The sequence below is a fragment of the Escherichia sp. MOD1-EC6842 genome, assembly GCF_002965705.1.
Taxonomy (GTDB): domain Bacteria; phylum Pseudomonadota; class Gammaproteobacteria; order Enterobacterales; family Enterobacteriaceae; genus Escherichia; species Escherichia ruysiae.
The window spans coordinates 267,668-283,696 of sequence record NZ_PTRF01000005.1 but is presented as its reverse complement, the minus strand read 5'-3'; the positions used below and the strand labels follow the sequence as shown (position 1 = coordinate 283,696).

Annotated in this window: 16 protein-coding genes; 7 read left to right on the top strand and 9 right to left on the bottom strand. The window is 51.3% G+C overall.

Going from position 1 to position 16,029, the window contains the following annotated elements; all coding sequences use genetic code 11:
* Positions 1-35: 35 nt before the first annotated feature.
* The gene (locus A7Z29_RS08790) at positions 36-389 is read left to right on the top strand and encodes a DUF4156 domain-containing protein (RefSeq protein ID WP_000558209.1); all 354 of its coding nucleotides are present in this window, start codon (positions 36-38) and stop codon (positions 387-389) included.
* A gap of 202 nt (positions 390-591) precedes the next feature.
* Here the strand turns inward: A7Z29_RS08790 and A7Z29_RS08785 are convergent, their stop codons facing one another.
* Both A7Z29_RS08785 and epmB read right to left on the bottom strand, forming a co-directional pair.
* A complete protein-coding gene (locus tag A7Z29_RS08785; protein ID WP_105290106.1) occupies positions 592-1,461 on the bottom strand; it encodes a YjeJ family protein in 870 nt (289 codons plus the stop codon).
* A gap of 381 nt (positions 1,462-1,842) precedes the next feature.
* Entirely contained in the window at positions 1,843-2,871 is a 1,029-nt protein-coding gene (gene epmB, locus A7Z29_RS08780; protein WP_000940512.1) for an EF-P beta-lysylation protein EpmB, read from the bottom strand.
* 41 nt (positions 2,872-2,912) lie between these two features.
* Here epmB and efp point away from each other — a divergent pair, with 41 nt between their 5' ends.
* The 4 genes from efp to sugE all read left to right on the top strand — a co-directional run bounded on the left by efp (position 2,913) and on the right by sugE (position 4,408).
* Positions 2,913-3,479, top strand: a complete 567-nt coding sequence (gene efp / locus A7Z29_RS08775; protein ID WP_000257278.1) for an elongation factor P — start codon at positions 2,913-2,915, stop codon at positions 3,477-3,479.
* A gap of 51 nt (positions 3,480-3,530) precedes the next feature.
* Positions 3,531-3,656, top strand: coding sequence for a lipoprotein antitoxin entericidin A (ecnA, locus tag A7Z29_RS08770; RefSeq protein WP_000977757.1), 126 nt, complete (start codon positions 3,531-3,533; stop codon positions 3,654-3,656).
* Positions 3,657-3,767: 111 nt separating this feature from the next.
* Positions 3,768-3,914, top strand: a complete 147-nt coding sequence (ecnB, locus tag A7Z29_RS08765; RefSeq protein ID WP_000239596.1) for a lipoprotein toxin entericidin B — start codon at positions 3,768-3,770, stop codon at positions 3,912-3,914.
* Positions 3,915-4,090: 176 nt separating this feature from the next.
* Positions 4,091-4,408 (top strand): quaternary ammonium compound efflux SMR transporter SugE, encoded by a 318-nt coding sequence (sugE, locus tag A7Z29_RS08760; protein ID WP_000118482.1) that lies wholly within the window; start codon positions 4,091-4,093, stop codon positions 4,406-4,408.
* Here sugE and blc read toward each other — a convergent pair.
* The 6 genes from blc to frdA all read right to left on the bottom strand — a co-directional run bounded on the left by blc (position 4,405) and on the right by frdA (position 9,534).
* On the bottom strand, positions 4,405-4,938 hold the full coding sequence (gene blc, locus A7Z29_RS08755; protein WP_001238383.1) for a lipocalin Blc: 534 nt from the start codon (positions 4,936-4,938) through the stop codon (positions 4,405-4,407). The two genes, sugE and blc, sit on opposite strands and share 4 nt — an antisense overlap.
* An 88-nt stretch (positions 4,939-5,026) precedes the next feature.
* Positions 5,027-6,160 carry a BlaEC family class C beta-lactamase gene (locus A7Z29_RS08750; protein ID WP_105290105.1) on the bottom strand — a complete coding sequence of 378 codons (1,134 nt, stop codon included), beginning with the start codon at positions 6,158-6,160 and terminating at the stop codon, positions 5,027-5,029.
* A gap of 62 nt (positions 6,161-6,222) precedes the next feature.
* Positions 6,223-6,582, bottom strand: a complete 360-nt coding sequence (gene frdD, locus A7Z29_RS08745) for a fumarate reductase subunit FrdD (protein ID WP_010344911.1) — start codon at positions 6,580-6,582, stop codon at positions 6,223-6,225.
* Between the two features lie 10 nt (positions 6,583-6,592).
* Positions 6,593-6,988 (bottom strand): fumarate reductase subunit FrdC, encoded by a 396-nt coding sequence (gene frdC / locus A7Z29_RS08740; RefSeq protein WP_000208753.1) that lies wholly within the window; start codon positions 6,986-6,988, stop codon positions 6,593-6,595.
* 10 nt (positions 6,989-6,998) lie between these two features.
* Positions 6,999-7,733, bottom strand: a complete 735-nt coding sequence (gene frdB / locus A7Z29_RS08735) for a fumarate reductase iron-sulfur protein (RefSeq protein WP_000829498.1) — start codon at positions 7,731-7,733, stop codon at positions 6,999-7,001.
* Positions 7,726-9,534, bottom strand: coding sequence for a fumarate reductase (quinol) flavoprotein subunit (gene frdA, locus A7Z29_RS08730; RefSeq protein ID WP_001192969.1), 1,809 nt, complete (start codon positions 9,532-9,534; stop codon positions 7,726-7,728). Before frdA ends, frdB begins: the two co-directional genes overlap by 8 nt.
* 324 nt (positions 9,535-9,858) lie before the next feature.
* On the opposite strand from frdA, the gene epmA reads away from it, so the two are divergent.
* Complete coding sequence (gene epmA, locus A7Z29_RS08725) at positions 9,859-10,836, top strand: elongation factor P--(R)-beta-lysine ligase (RefSeq protein WP_000004775.1); 978 nt, start codon at positions 9,859-9,861, stop codon at positions 10,834-10,836.
* Positions 10,837-11,053: 217 nt separating this feature from the next.
* Positions 11,054-12,556, top strand: coding sequence for a glutamate/gamma-aminobutyrate family transporter YjeM (gene yjeM, locus A7Z29_RS08720; protein ID WP_010344917.1), 1,503 nt, complete (start codon positions 11,054-11,056; stop codon positions 12,554-12,556).
* A gap of 149 nt (positions 12,557-12,705) precedes the next feature.
* Here the strand turns inward: yjeM and mscM are convergent, their stop codons facing one another.
* Positions 12,706-16,029, bottom strand: a complete 3,324-nt coding sequence (gene mscM / locus A7Z29_RS08715) for a miniconductance mechanosensitive channel MscM (RefSeq protein ID WP_001236786.1) — start codon at positions 16,027-16,029, stop codon at positions 12,706-12,708.

Here is a 16,029-nt window from a genome sequence, read left to right as displayed (position 1 = left end):
GAGTTGCGTCCAGCTCATTGATTATGGGGAATAACATGCACGTAAAATACTTAGCAGGGATTGTCGGTGCCGCGCTACTGATGGCGGGTTGTAGCTCCAGTAACGAATTGAGTGCTGCCGGTCAGAGTGTGCGCATTGTTGACGAGCAACCAGGTGCAGAGTGCCAACTGATTGGTACTGCGACAGGTAAGCAAAGTAACTGGCTTTCCGGGCAACATGGTGAAGAAGGCGGTTCTATGCGCGGCGCAGCAAACGATCTGCGCAACCAGGCGGCTGCAATGGGCGGTAACGTGATTTATGGCATCAGCAGCCCGTCGCAGGGAATGTTGTCCAGTTTTGTCCCGACGGATAGCCAGATTATCGGTCAGGTTTATAAGTGCCCGAACTGATGTGATCCAGAGGCTGGATGACAAACGTGTAATTGCCTGATGCGCTTCGCTTATCAGGCCTACATCGGGCATTGCAACTGATTGAATGCTCGAGAATTTGTAGGCCAGATAAGGCGTTTACGCCGCATCCGGCATGATCAACGATAACGTTATCAGTAATTTCAGGCTGGATGGCTCCAGCCTCGCATTCAAAAAGATGAGATTATTTCGCCTGTGGCGCGGCCTTGCTGATGGACTGAACTCGTAAGTGATGTATTGCGCGTAAGCATTGATCCTGAGTCAGTGGTTGGGCGTTATTCGCCGCTACGGTGCGAACATAGACCTGACATGGCACACCCGCGAGTTTTTTCAGCCGTGGGCTGAAATCAAGCATCCGGCGTGTGATAGCCTCAATTTCTTTACCCGCTGTCGCTTCACGCGTTTTCACCACCGCGCCGCTAAATTGTTCTTTACCACTTTCATCTTTAAAGCGATAAAGCACCGCCAGATAATGGCTAAACAGATTATGTTTCCATTCCGGCTGAGAATAGGTGTCATATTCCAGATTGCCATTGTCCTGGCAGTCGACGTCATATAACGGCAGGAAATCTAATAGCGATGTAATACGCAATGCCAGTTCACGCATTTCAGCATTATTAATTGCATGAATGATTGCTCGCGCCAGCATTTCAATCTGCAACTCATTGACAATTAATTCACATTTGCTGCCATCATGCAGAGTTAATGTGAATGTGAGATTTTCGCCCTGGTTATCGGTAAGTTCCAGAGTGTTGACCCGGCGATTAATATCGGCATTTTTAAGCTCATCAACCAGAATTTCTGGGATATTCTCTGCCATTTTCTTCATGACTTTATCGCGAGCCTGCTCATACTGAATACGTGTATCAGCATCCAGTTTATGCTTTTGATGCAGACGACTTTCCAGCGCAATCAGCAGGTCTCGCAGTTCCATGACAGACATAAAGAATAACGACTCTTTATTGCGAGGCTCTTTAATTTTCAGTGCCAGTGCAATGAAATTATTACTTTTGCGAATAACACCGGTATTAACACCCTTGATGCTTATGGCCATGTAGGTTCTCCCTAACCATTTCTCAATAAAATAATTAATTTTAATTAATAAGCCAGATAAATGAGCTTGGTAGTAATAGTTGTTAAAATAACATAAATAGCCGTGCTCACTCTATATAAACAGAAAAGAAAGGTTAATTATTGGTGTTGGCTATATAAAAAGTAAAAATAGCAACGTAAATGAATAATTAAAGGTTATGCAACGGGCAAAGATTAAACTTCTCTGTTTAGTGACCTGTCTCTGTTCTCGTGTTCGTTGCTCTTGGCGGATGCGGCGTAAATGCCTTATCCCGCCTACAGCTCATTGAGTTTCAATGCACGATGTAGGCCTGACAAGCGAAGCGCATCAGGCAATTTTCTGTTTAACTTCCCTGTTAATCAGTTACTGCTGGCGTAGCTGGAGATCCAGAGGCGTTTTGCTGGGTTCACCGCCAATCTCGCGCGCCAGTTTCGGCACCAGATATCCCGACACCAGTGTCAGTAACTCACGCATAATCTGCCGTGCTTCATCATCACTCACCATAAAATGCGCCGCGCCCTGCACTTTATCGAGCACATGCAGGTAATAGGGCATCACGCCCGCATCGAACAACGCATTACTCAGGTTTGCCAGCGTTTGCGCGTTATCATTCACGCCACGTAACAGAACGCTCTGGTTCAGCAAAGTAACGCCCACGCGGCGCAACTTAGCCATTGCCTGACGGAATGTTTCATCTACCTCATTGGCATGGTTGATGTGATTCACCAGCAAGATTTGCAACGTAGAACGGGCAAAGCGTTCAGCCAGCGACTCTGTGATGCGCGCCGGGATCACAATCGGCAGACGGCTGTGAATCCGCAGACGTTTGATATGCGGGATCGCCTCCAGTTGCGTCAGCAGCCAGTCCAGCTCGTGATCTTTCGCCATCAGCGGATCGCCGCCGGAGAAAATAATCTCGTCCAGTTCCGGATGCGCCGCAACATACTCAAGCGCCGCCTGCCAGTTACGCTTGTTGCCCTGATTTTCGGCATACGGGAAGTGGCGACGGAAACAGTAGCGACAATTTACCGCGCAGCCGCCTTTAACCAACAGTAGCGCCCGGTTGTGGTATTTATGCAACAAACCAGGCACTACGCTGTGCTGTTCTTCCAGCGGGTCGGTGGAGAATCCGGGCGCGACGACAAACTCATCTTGCGAGGTAAGTACCTGACGCAAAAGTGGATCGTCAGGATTGCCTTTCTCCATGCGATCGATAAATGAGCGGGGCACGCGCAGTGCAAACAGCTTTTTGGCGCTGCGTCCGGCCAACAGTTTTTCGTCCGCGTCTATATTCAAAAGACGCAGAAGTTCATCAGGATCGGTCACAACATCGGCAAGTTGCGTTAACCAATCTTCTCTGGATGGGGTATTTAGGGTTACAATATGCGCCATTTTGTGGCTTAGCTACCAATTAACAAATTTCAGAGGGCCTTATGGCAACGTACTATAGCAACGATTTTCGTGCTGGTCTTAAAATCATGTTAGACGGCGAACCTTACGCGGTTGAAGCGAGTGAATTCGTAAAACCGGGTAAAGGCCAGGCATTTGCTCGCGTTAAACTGCGTCGTCTGCTGACTGGTACTCGCGTAGAAAAAACTTTCAAATCTACTGATTCCGCTGAAGGCGCTGATGTTGTCGATATGAACCTGACTTACCTGTACAACGACGGTGAGTTCTGGCACTTCATGAACAACGAAACCTTCGAGCAGCTGTCTGCTGATGCAAAAGCAATTGGCGACAACGCTAAATGGCTGCTGGATCAGGCTGAGTGCATTGTAACTCTGTGGAATGGTCAGCCGATCTCCGTTACTCCGCCGAACTTCGTTGAACTGGAAATCGTTGATACCGATCCGGGTCTGAAAGGCGATACCGCAGGTACTGGCGGCAAACCGGCTACCCTGTCTACTGGTGCTGTGGTTAAAGTTCCGCTGTTCGTACAGATCGGCGAAGTCATCAAAGTGGATACCCGCTCTGGTGAATACGTCTCTCGCGTGAAGTAATGCGGTTGTGGTGCGGCCTGTTGGCTGCACCATCACTTATTCAGGTCAGAGATGATGAAACGCCTTATCGTTCTTGTTTTGCTTGCCAGCACGCTGCTTACGGGCTGTAACACCGCTCGGGGTTTCGGCGAAGACATCAAACATCTTGGTAATTCCATCTCCCGCGCTGCCAGCTAATTTATTCTTCACTTCCGAAAAATCATCAGATTTCCGTCATTTTTGGTGATGTTGTCTATTATTAATTTGCTATAGGCAAACACAAATAACATTACCTAAAAGGAAGACGTTATGGTTAAGAAGACAATTGCAGCGATCTTTTCTGTTCTGGTGCTTTCAACTGTATTAACCGCCTGCAATACCACGCGCGGCGTTGGTGAAGACATTTCTGATGGCGGTAACGCGATTTCTGGCGCAGCGACGAAAGCGCAGCAATAAGCAATAACGGTACGGCAGATTTGTCGTGCCGTTTGTTTTTCTCGGCGGTAATCACTGTCGTAACCGTTGAAATTTCCTCTTAAATCGGCAAAATACCTCCTTCACCATCAGCTTTGCAGGACGACCTGCAAACGCTTCTTTTCACCGGGGACGGCCCCAAATCTTCGGAGCCTGATATGTCCTGGATAATCTTAGTTATTGCTGGTCTGCTGGAAGTGGTATGGGCCGTTGGCCTGAAATATACCCACGGCTTTAGTCGTTTGACGCCGAGTGTTATTACTGTGACGGCGATGATTGTCAGTATGGCGCTACTTGCCTGGGCGATGAAATCGTTACCAGTAGGGACGGCTTATGCCGTGTGGACGGGTATTGGCGCAGTCGGCGCGGCCATCACCGGCATTGTACTGCTCGGTGAGTCCGCTAACCCGATGCGCCTGGCGAGTCTGGCGTTAATCGTATTGGGGATTATTGGTCTGAAACTCAGCACTCACTAACTACCGGGCTGCTGTACCCAAATAAACTTACTGACATCAAACCCTTCCCGGGTCGCGACTGCCAGCATCTCCTGTTTAACTTCGTCAGAAATGGTTGGCGTGCGAGAGAGAATCCACAGGTAATCGCGATCCGGGCCGCAAACCAGCGCATGGCGGTACTCCCGATCTAGCGCAATGACGTTATAGCCGCCATAGAAAGGGCCAAAGAACGACACTTTCAGCGCGGCGCGATGCGGGTCTCCCGTAAAGTACGCTTTTCCTTCGCTTTGCTGCCACATCTCTCTGTCCGGATTATAACCCTTGTTGATGACATTCAGGCCGCCGTCATCCCGCAGGCTATACGTCGCAGTCACTTTCTCCAGCCCGCGTTCAAAACGGTGATCAAAACGGGCAATCTCATACCACGTACCCAAATAGCGTTTGGTATCGAAATTATTTACCACAGTAACGCCACGAGGCGGTGTGGGAGAACTACAGGCAACGACCAGAAATGCCGCAGTCGCTGCGGCAACGAGAGGGAGCAGGCGCATAGATGTTTCCTTACTGGTTTTTTTCTAAGTGTAGATGACAGCAAGGAAAAGCGGATAAAAGGTCCGAAAATTCGAACCATCTGCGTTGTTATTGCAAAGCGTTGAGAATCTGCCAGGCGGCAGCGACTCTCGCTGGATTGGGATAGTTTTTGTTAGCCAGCATCACAATCCCCAGCTCTTTCTCTGGAATAAATGCGATGTAGCTACCAAATCCGCCGGTCGCGCCTGTTTTATGTACCCATGATGCTCGTACCGCAGGGGCGGGGGGCGTAATCGCTTTTACTGGTCGTGCTGCCAGCGCAATTTTACTGTCGCTGCCATTAATGATGCTGTCTGGATCTACCGGCCAGTCGAGCATTTCCCAGCCCAGACCTTGATACATGTCGCCAGTTTGCCAGTAGCGTGACTGCGCCAGCTGGATACCTTGCTGAAGTGTTTTGTCGTTGATATCACGGGGATTCATATTGCTCTGCGCCCAGCGAGCCATATCTTCAATGGTTGATTTCACACCGTAAGCTTCAGCATCTAACGCCCCTGGCGAAACATGCACGGCCTTGCCTTCACGATATCCCCAGGCGTAATTCTTTTCTTCTGCGGGCGGCACATTAATCCACGTATGGGTGAGTTTGAGTGGCTGGAAAACACGAGTTTGCATCGCCTGTTCAAAGCCCAAACCGGATGGTTTCACTGCCAGCGCACCGAACAAACCGATGCTGGAGTTAGCATACAGACGCTGTGTTCCTGGTGCCCAGGTGGGTTGCCAGTTTTGATAGAAACGTAGCAAGTCGCCTGAGGACTTCACTTCATCGGGCACCTGTAACGGCAGCCCGCCAGCGGTGTAGGTTGCAAGATGTAATAGCGTGATTCCGTTCCACTGTTTAGCAGTAAGTTCAGGCCAGTATTTTGTTGCGGGATCGCTTAGGTTGATTTCCCCTCGTGCAATAGCATCGCCACCGAGCACACCCGTAAATGTTTTGCTAACAGAACCTAACTCAAACAACGTTTGCTGTGTGACGGGCTGCTTTTTTGCTACGTCCGCATAGCCCCAGGTAAAGTAATAGGGCTTGCCCTGATAAATCACCGCCACCGCCATGCCAGGGATTTTGTGTTGCTCTATAAGCGGAGTCATTGTGCGATGCACAATATCGTTGAGCTGTTGGGGGGCGGAGAGTGCGGAGCAAGAGGCGGTAATTAATAAGGCGCAGAGCGTCGTTTTGAACATAGGGTCTGGTTTCCATACAAAACGGCCCGCCATAGGCGGGCCGGATTTACATTGGTGATGCGTTAGATTGTAACGATACCAATCAGCGTGACAACTGTCAGGATAGCAGCCAGACCGTAGAAAACCCATTTGCCCGCAGGCACGTGGATTTTCAGATCGTGCATCGCGTGATGCATACGGTGTAAACCACACCACAGCGGCAGGACGATCATCAGGAACAGGAATACGCGACCAATGAAGCTCTGTGCAAACGCCAGAATGCGCTCATAGCTCAGTGCATCGCCCGGAAACAGGCCCAGTGGTAGCAGAATGCCAACCAGCAGGATCATCACCGGCGCAATGATGGCGCTCCACATACCACCGGCCCCGAAGAGGCCCCAGAATACCGGTTCGTCAGAACGCTTTGGATTTGGATTAATCATCTCAGGCTCCTTACCAGTACAGGGCAACAAACAGGATTACGATGGTGGCAACCACAGTTACCGCCCAGAGACTTTTGATAATTGGCTCTGGTCCCATTTTTTCGTCTTTTACAATGATATTGGCCGCTTTCGGTGCCAGCTCAAACCAGGTTTTGGTGTGCAGCAGAGCTGCCGCCAGAGTGATCAGGTTAATGATCACAATAACCGGGTTTTGTAAAAAGTCGATGAATCCCGCCCAGGCTTCCGGGCCATTTTTCAGGGCAAACAGCCCGAAAATCAGTTCAATGCTGAACCACACAGCCGGAACCGCCGTGCCTTCGCGCAGCATGTAAAAGCGATAAAACGGCAACTTCTTCCACCAGGTGGACGTCATTGGCCGTACATACGGTTTACGTTTAGTCGTCATGTTGCACTCCTTAGCGTGGTTTCAGGGTCGCGATAAGAAAGTCTTTCGAACTTTCTACTTTGCCCTGCTGAATGGCCGCAGCCGGATCGACGTGTTTCGGGCAGACTTCGGAGCAGTAGCCCACGAAAGTACAGCTCCATACGCCGTTCTGGCTGTTTAACTGCGCCATACGCTCCTTCTTACCGTGGTCACGGCTATCTTCGTTATAACGATGCGCCAGCGTAATGGCAGCCGGACCAATGAACTCTGGGTTCAGGCCAAACTGCGGGCACGCGGCGTAGCACAGACCACAGTTGATGCAACCGGAGAACTGGTGATACTTCGCCATCTGCGCCGGGGTCTGGATGTTAGTACCCTGATCCGCAGTGCGGGAGTTGCCGATGATGTACGGTTTGATCGCTTCCAGACTTTCGATGAAGTGGGTCATATCGACGACCAGATCGCGTTCGATCGGGAAGTTAGCTAACGCTTCAACCTTCATACCGTCGGTGTAATCACGCAGGAAGGTTTTACATGCCAGTTTTGGCACGTTGTTAACCATCATGCCGCAGGAACCACAAATCGCCATACGGCAGGACCAGCGGTAGCTCAGGTCCGGTGCCAGGTTGTCTTTGATGTAGCCCAGCGCATCCAGTAATGAGGTAGTTGCGTCATAAGGCACTTCATAGAATGCGCTATGCGGTGCGGTATCGACTTCCGGGTTATAGCGCACCACCTCGATTTTCAGGTTCTTCATCTCAGCCATTCGCCTTCTCCTTCTTATTGGCTGCTTCCGCCTTATCGGCTGCATCCGCTTCGCCACCGTAAACGCGTTTAGCTGGCGGCAGCGTAGTAATCTTCACGTCGCTGTACTCCAGGCGGGTAGTGCCATCAGCATCGCGGAAGGCGAGGGTGTGTTTGAGGAAGTTGACGTCGTCACGCTCGGTGCAACCTTCGTCCAGACGCTGGTGTGCGCCGCGAGATTCTTTACGTGCCATTGCGGAGTGCGCCATACATTCAGCAACGTTCAGACCGTGACCCAGTTCAATGGTGTAGAGCAGGTCGGTGTTGAACACGCTGGAGGTATCGGTGATGCGCACGCGCTTGAAGCGTTCCTGCAGCTCCGCCAGTTTGTCGATGGTTTTCTGCATCAGTTCCGGTGTACGGTAGATACCGCAACCTTCTTCCATGGACTGACCCATTTCGTCGCGGATCTTCGCCCAGTTTTCGCCGCCATCCTGGTTAACCAGATCTTTCAGACGCTGCTCAACGCCAGCAACCTGGGCATTGATTGCCGCATCGTTGCCATTACCGGCGGTAGATGCGCGTTCCATAGCTTGCTCACCCGCCAGACGACCGAAGACCACCAGTTCTGCCAGCGAGTTGGAACCCAGACGGTTTGCACCGTGCAGACCAACAGAAGAACATTCGCCAACGGCAAACAGGCCTTTAATACGGGTTTCGCAGTTCTGATCGGTTTCGATACCGCCCATGGTGTAGTGTGCGGTCGGACGTACCGGAATCGGTTCTTTAACCGGATCGACGCCAACGTACGCTTTCGCCAGTTCACAGATGAACGGCAGACGTTCGTGCAGTTTTTTCTCGCCCAGATGACGCAGGTCGAGATAAACCACATCGCCACGTGGCGTGGAGATGGTGTTACCTTTACGCCATTCGTGCCAGAAGGCCTGAGAAACTTTGTCGCGCGGACCCAGTTCCATATATTTGTTTTTCGGCTCGCCCAGCGGCGTTTCCGGGCCCATACCGTAGTCTTGCAGATAACGGTAGCCGTTTTTGTTGACCAGAATACCGCCTTCACCACGGCAACCTTCGGTCATCAGGATACCGGAACCTGGCAGGCCGGTCGGGTGATATTGAACGAATTCCATATCACGCAGCGGAACGCCATGGCTCAGCGCCATACCCATACCGTCACCAGTTACGATACCGCCATTGGTGTTGTAGCGATATACACGACCCGCACCGCCGGTTGCCATGACTACCGCATTAGCGCGGATCTGTACCAACGTACCTTCCATCATGTTCATGGCTACCAGGCCGCGAACATGACCATCATCGACCAGAATATCCAGCACGAAGTGTTCGTCAAAACGCTGGATCTGCGGGAATTGCAGAGAGGTCTGGAACAGCGTGTGCAGCATATGGAAGCCGGTCTTATCGGCGGCGAACCAGGTACGCTCGATTTTCATGCCGCCGAAGCGACGTACGTTGACGCTACCATCCGGGCGACGGCTCCATGGGCATCCCCACAGTTCCAGTTGGGTCATTTCGGTTGGGCAGTGGTGGACGAAATAATCCACGACATCCTGCTCACACAACCAGTCGCCACCCGCTACTGTATCGTGAAAGTGATATTCGAAGCTGTCATGATCCTGCGCGACAGCGGCGGAGCCCCCTTCAGCGGCAACGGTATGGCTGCGCATCGGGTATACTTTTGAGATTAGTGCGATTTTTGCATTTGGATTTGCCTGCGCGGCAGCAATTGCAGCACGTAATCCCGCGCCACCGGCACCTACAATGGCAAGATCGGCTTGAAAGGTTTGCACGACATTCCTCCAGATTGTTTTTATCCCGCAGCACCGTACTTCAGGGTAAGTATCTGAAAGTTACGGTCTGCGAACGCTATTCCACTGCTCCTTTATAGGTACAACAGTATAGTCTGATGGATAAGTCTGAAATTTGACGAGATCGATTTTTTTAGCGTGCCAGGGGGCTAAATTATCACTGAAGATGATTAATTTAATTACTAAACCATCATATTGCGGTTTTTTTAGTCGCCGTCCACCGTTGATTGATTCCTGCGTAAAATTTGTCTCGCCGCCGCGTTGCGAGTAGACTTCGTGCCCTTGTTAAAAACTGGAGATTTTACTATGAGCGAAACGGCATCCTGGCAGCCGAGCGCGTCTATTCCTAACTTATTAAAACGTGCGGCGATTATGGCGGAGATCCGTCGTTTCTTTGCCGATCGTGGAGTGCTGGAGGTGGAGACGCCTTGTATGAGCCAGGCAACGGTAACCGATATTCATCTGGTCCCGTTTGAGACACGTTTCGTTGGCCCCGGGCATTCGCAGGGGATGAATCTCTGGTTAATGACCAGTCCGGAATACCACATGAAACGCCTGTTGGTGGCCGGTTGTGGTCCGGTATTCCAGCTGTGCCGCAGCTTCCGTAATGAAGAGATGGGGCGTTATCACAACCCTGAGTTTACTATGCTGGAGTGGTATCGACCGCACTATGATATGTACCGGTTGATGAACGAGGTGGACGATCTTCTGCAACAGGTGCTGGACTGCCCGGCAGCAGAAAGCCTCTCTTATCAGCAAGCCTTCTTGCGTTATCTGGAAATTGATCCGCTCTCTGCTGATAAAACGCAGTTGCGGGAAGTGGCGGCAAAGCTGGATCTCAGCAACGTTGCAGATACCGAAGAAGACCGCGACACGCTGCTGCAACTGTTGTTTACCTTTGGCGTGGAACCGAACATTGGTAAAGAGAAACCAACTTTTGTGTACCATTTTCCAGCCACTCAGGCATCACTGGCACAAATCAGTACCGAGGATCATCGGGTCGCAGAACGCTTCGAGGTCTACTACAAAGGTATTGAGCTGGCGAATGGTTTCCATGAATTGACGGATGCCCGTGAACAGCAACAACGCTTTGAACAGGATAACCGTAAACGTGCGGCACGTGGTTTACCGCAGCATCCTATCGACCATAACCTGATCGAAGCTCTTGAAGTTGGTATGCCCGACTGTTCCGGCGTGGCGTTAGGCGTTGACCGCCTGGTGATGTTAGCACTGGGCGCGGAGACACTGGCAGAAGTGATCGCCTTTAGTGTTGACCGGGCATAATTCTGAAAAATTGGCTAAAATCCAACACAGAATGGCGTAGCTGACGCCATTCTGTAGCATATGTTTTCATTTTTCCGCTAAAGCGCACAATTTAAGACTGGATGTTTGCTATCATCCAGGTATCAATTCTGTTTTAGTTTTATTGTTGCCCACCAATCGGTGGGTAGTGCAGTTAGTTGGCGCGTTTAATATGCGCGCTGAAATGAAGGATGATTTCATGCCTCACACGATAAAAAAGATGAGTCTAATTGGACTCATACTGATGATCTTTACTTCAGTATTCGGTTTTGCGAATAGCCCTTCGGCTTATTATTTAATGGGATATAGTGCGATTCCGTGGTATATATTTTCTGCATTATTATTCTTTATTCCATTCGCCTTAATGATGGCTGAAATGGGGGCTGCCTATCGCAAAGAAGAGGGCGGTATCTATTCCTGGATGAATAATAGCGTTGGACCACGTTTTGCTTTCATCGGCACATTTATGTGGTTTTCCTCTTATATCATTTGGATGGTGAGTACCTCCGCTAAAGTCTGGGTGCCGTTTTCTACTTTCCTCTATGGTAGCGATATGACCCAGCACTGGCGCATTGCTGGGCTTGAGCCTACGCAGGTGGTTGGGCTGCTGGCTGTAGCATGGATGATTCTGGTTACCGTCGTTGCCTCGAAAGGGATTAATAAAATTGCCCGTATTACTGCGGTGGGCGGTATTGCAGTAATGTGTCTTAATTTAGTATTGCTGTTAGTAAGCATTACTATTTTGTTATTAAATGGTGGGCATTTCGCGCAGGATATTAATTTCTTGGTATCACCGAATCCGGGATATCAGTCCGGTCTGGCGATGTTATCTTTTGTCGTATTTGCCATTTTTGCTTATGGCGGAATTGAGGCTGTAGGTGGGCTGGTAGATAAAACGGAAAACCCAGAAAAGAACTTTGCTAAAGGTATTGTTTTTGCCGCTATTGTTATTTCAATCGGTTATTCGTTAGCAATATTCTTATGGGGCGTCAGCACTAACTGGCAGCAGGTATTAAGTAATGGTTCTGTTAACCTTGGTAATATTACTTATGTGCTGATGAAGAGCCTGGGGATGTCTCTGGGTAATGCACTGCATTTATCACCTGAAGCGTCATTGTCGCTGGGCGTATGGTTTGCGCGTATTACCGGACTTTCCATGTTCCTTGCCTACACCGGTGCGTTCTTTACGCTTTGCTACTCACCACTGAAAGCGATTATTCAAGGGACGCCGAAAGCCTTGTGGCCGGAGCCGATGACGCGCCTGAACGCCATGGGGATGCCATCCATTGCTATGTGGATGCAGTGTGGGTTGGTTACTGTCTTCATCCTGCTGGTTTCCTTTGGCGGTGGCACCGCATCGGCGTTCTTTAACAAGCTGACGCTGATGGCGAACGTTTCCATGACCATTCCATATCTGTTCCTCGCGCTGGCTTTCCCGTTCTTTAAAGCGCGTCAGGATCTCGACAGACCGTTTGTGATTTTCAAAACGCATATGTCGGCAATGATCGCAACTGTGGTTGTTGTACTGGTGGTGACATTTGCGAACGTCTTCACCATCATTCAGCCTGTAGTTGAAGCCGGAGACTGGGACAGCACATTGTGGATGATTGGCGGGCCTGTCTTCTTCTCGCTGTTAGCGATGGCGATTTACCAGAACTATTGCAGCCGCATGGCGAATCAGCCTCAGTTAACTTTAGATTGATTATCTGCAATAACAACTCATCGCCAGTCCGGCGATGAGTTGTCAGGAAGAAATGCGTTATGGATGATACTCTCCGGAGCCGGAGATAACTGAAGATGAAGTTAAGCTGCTAAATTAGCCACGTTGGCGTCATTTGGCAGCTTCACACATTACAAACTTCCTGCCTGGCGACGTCTACCCGCAGAAGTTAATGTCCTTCCCGTTTGTTTACCGTTCAGACTTTCCAGACGCATCTGGAAAGGCGGGAATGGCATATCGATACCGTGGGCGTGGAAGCCTGCCAGAATCAGCTGGTGGATCTCATGGCGTAGCGGCATACGGTGACCCATCTCAGCGGCGTAAATACGCAGCTCGAAAATCTGAATCCCCTGTTGCAGATCCACCAGGAAGACTTCCGGTGCCGGATTGTCGATCACCAGCGAGCAGCGACGTGCTGCGGTGAGCAGGATCTCCGTCACTTCTTCACTGTTGGCATCGGCAGGAGCCGGAATCGTCAATACCACGCGCGTGACCGAGTCAGAGAGCGACCAGTTGATAAACTGCTCGGTAATAAATGCCTTGTTCGGCACGATAATCTCTTTACGATCCCAGTCGCTGATGGTGGTGGCGCGGGTGTTAATTTTCGTCACGCTACCAGTGAGATCGCGAATCGTCACCGTATCGCCAATGCGAATCGGTTTTTCGAACAGGATAATCAGGCCAGAGATAAAGTTGGCGAAAATCTCCTGCAAACCAAAACCGAGACCAACACCGAGCGCAGCGACCAGCCACTGCAATTTCGACCACTCAATACCAATCATTGAGAAGCCGACCAGCCCGCCAATCAGCATCAGCAGATATTTGGTGATGGTGGTGATGGCGTAGCCCGTACCCGGCGTTAAATCGAGGTGCTGCAAAATTGCCAGCTCCAGCAGCGCGGGCAGGTTGCGCACAAGCTGCGTGGTGATAATAAATACCAGAATGGCAATCAGCACCGCACCGAGGGTAATCGGTTCCAGACTTTCCACGCCCTGCACTGTTGATGTGACATCCCATAGCGAAATATTTTCGAGGAAGCCAAAAGCAGAATGGATTTCTGACCACAGCACGATGACCGAAAGCAGGGCGATCAGCATCAGGATTGAACGCACCAACCGCAAGGATTGCGCGCTGATAGCATCGAGATCGACTTCGCTTTCATCGACTTCAATTGCCCCTTCCGGGCTACTGTGATGATGCGCTTCTTCTTCGCCACGCGCACGTTGCGCTAACATCTCTGCCCGTCGATGCTTCGCCCGGTCAAACGCCAGCCTGCGGCGTTGGATCAGCATCCAGCGGCGGATAACGTGATAAACCACCAGCAACAGGAACCAGATGGCGACCGACGTTTCCAGCCTTGCCAGCAGAGCTTGCGCCGTTGCCAGATAACCCACCGCAGCGGCGAGAATTGCGACCAGCGGCGCGCCAATCATCATGTTCCACAACATATGGTTGGCAATATTGTCACCGCTACCTTCTTTGTTGAGATACAGCGGGATACCGGCTTTTTTCAGGCTGAGTGTGACTACCGCCAATGCACCGCAAATGAGGATAAAGCAAAGACGGCCCAGCGAACCGGAAAACTCGCGGTCGTCGAGATTATCGAACATCATCAGCGCCATAATCAGCGGCACAATAAGCCCGATGCTCATCAGATAGTAGCGCATCCCACGGGAAACCCGTTCGCGCGGCCAGCCAAAATGAGCGATAAACAAGCCGTTCGGGCGGGCAAAGGTGGCGCAAATCATCACTACCCACAGCAATGGCACGGTGGCCGTAACGCCATCGCCAATCGCCACCGCCAGCGGATAAGGCCACGCCTCGCGCAGCCCGTAGCCGAGCGTCATCCACAGCACTGGCAGCGGTGACGCGACGAGAATCGACCAGAAAAGGGTGCGCAACGTCAGCCAGAAGTGATCCTGAGTCACTTTGCCGACTTTCGCCGCCGAACGTTCAAGAAAACGGGTGAAATAGCGGCGCGAGTAAATACTGCAACCGACCAGAATCAACGCGCCAAACAGTGGCAAAATCGTCTCTTTGCTGGTCAGCATCATCATGGTGGCTTTACCCAACTGACTGAAGGTGTCCAGCGAGATCAGACGGCGTAGATCCTGGGCGATTTCCAGCGGCCAGGCGATGGTCATCGGGCGCACGTCAGAAGTCCAGAACAGATAGCGGTGCGTCGCTTCGTTCACCTCTTTCAGCGCATCTTCCAGTTGTCCGTTGGAGACTTTCAGCTTGGTCAGTTCAAGCAGTAGCGTGTCGCCACCCTGGAGTAAGGAGTTCAGTAACTCACGCTGAGTGCGTAGCTGTGCTTCCAGAATACGGTTTTGCTCGGCGGTCAGCGGCTGACCGTCGGCCTGATGGATTTGCCGTAGCAGCGGCTGTTTATTGAGGAGATCCTCATAACGTAACCGTTGCACGCGCAACTGCGCCATTTCAGTATCCAGTTGCTGCGGTTTGGGCATTTCCGGCAGTCGTGCCACTTGTGCCCGCAGTGCTTCGCCGAGCAGGTTTGACGAACCCAGCCATTGTGATTGTTCGCGTAGCGTATTCAGCGCCTGCCGAACCTGCAACGTCTGGCTGGTAGCCTGACGTTGCTGTGAAGCGACGAGATCCATCCGCTGCGCCTGCTGATTCAACGCCGCCGACAGCTCGCGGTTAATTTTGAATTGAGCGACGATATCTTTCGGCAAATCGGCACTGCTTTCTGCCAGTAATTCGGTGCTTTCCAGCGCCCGTTCCGCTTCCAGTTGGCGTTGGCTATTCAACTGGTTACGCAATGCCTGCAAATACGCATCCAGTTGTTGACTCTCTTTTTCTGCCAGTGCCGAACGCAGACGCGCCAGTTCCTGACGATTATTGGCAGAAAGTTGCGCCAGTTCGAGTTCATCGACCAATGACTTCAAACGCGCGGAGTCGGCCTGCAACGCGAAATTTTGCGCCTGATTAAGCGGACTATTTCCCGTAAGTGTCCCGAGACGACGCTCGATTTCATTCAACTGGCGGCGGGCGTCGGTTTGCTGTTGCGGTAGTTGATTTAGTGAATCCGCAATCTCGCGGGCGCGCTCCTGTTCTTGCTGAGCCTGACGGCTTTTATCCAGCAATTGACTACTGACCTGGAGAATTTCCTGATTCAGCGCGTCGGTAGACATCCCCGGCGACACGCTGCGCGGCTCATCACGCATGTTGTTCAACTGTGCGCGCAGAGTAGCGGAGAGTTTCGGGTAATTATCGATAACTTGCTGATATTGCTTGATGCGCTCAAGGGAGCTTTTTTGCTCCTCAAGCGCATTTAAGGCGGACTGGAGCGCCTCTACGACTTCTGGCTGCGCGGGCTTCGCCGCTTTTGCCTGCTCCAGTTCTTGTGAGATTTGTTTACTATCGGGGGCCGTCGCGGCGTACGCCCCCCAACTGAGGCACCAGGCCATCAGAAAAGTGATAATCAGGCGCAC

Bases quoted from the DNA above. Each gene is read 5' to 3' on its own strand.
- A7Z29_RS08790 (WP_000558209.1), top strand. From the start codon at position 36: ATGCACGTAAAATACTTAGCAGGGATTGTCGGTGCCGCGCTACTGATG.
- A7Z29_RS08785 (WP_105290106.1), bottom strand. From the start codon at position 1,461: ATGGCCATAAGCATCAAGGGTGTTAATACCGGTGTTATTCGCAAAAGT.
- epmB (WP_000940512.1), bottom strand. From the start codon at position 2,871: ATGGCGCATATTGTAACCCTAAATACCCCATCCAGAGAAGATTGGTTA.
- efp (WP_000257278.1), top strand. From the start codon at position 2,913: ATGGCAACGTACTATAGCAACGATTTTCGTGCTGGTCTTAAAATCATG.
- ecnA (WP_000977757.1), top strand. From the start codon at position 3,531: ATGATGAAACGCCTTATCGTTCTTGTTTTGCTTGCCAGCACGCTGCTT.
- ecnB (WP_000239596.1), top strand. From the start codon at position 3,768: ATGGTTAAGAAGACAATTGCAGCGATCTTTTCTGTTCTGGTGCTTTCA.
- sugE (WP_000118482.1), top strand. From the start codon at position 4,091: ATGTCCTGGATAATCTTAGTTATTGCTGGTCTGCTGGAAGTGGTATGG.
- blc (WP_001238383.1), bottom strand. From the start codon at position 4,938: ATGCGCCTGCTCCCTCTCGTTGCCGCAGCGACTGCGGCATTTCTGGTC.
- A7Z29_RS08750 (WP_105290105.1), bottom strand. From the start codon at position 6,160: ATGTTCAAAACGACGCTCTGCGCCTTATTAATTACCGCCTCTTGCTCC.
- frdD (WP_010344911.1), bottom strand. From the start codon at position 6,582: ATGATTAATCCAAATCCAAAGCGTTCTGACGAACCGGTATTCTGGGGC.
- frdC (WP_000208753.1), bottom strand. From the start codon at position 6,988: ATGACGACTAAACGTAAACCGTATGTACGGCCAATGACGTCCACCTGG.
- frdB (WP_000829498.1), bottom strand. From the start codon at position 7,733: ATGGCTGAGATGAAGAACCTGAAAATCGAGGTGGTGCGCTATAACCCG.
- epmA (WP_000004775.1), top strand. From the start codon at position 9,859: ATGAGCGAAACGGCATCCTGGCAGCCGAGCGCGTCTATTCCTAACTTA.
- yjeM (WP_010344917.1), top strand. From the start codon at position 11,054: ATGCCTCACACGATAAAAAAGATGAGTCTAATTGGACTCATACTGATG.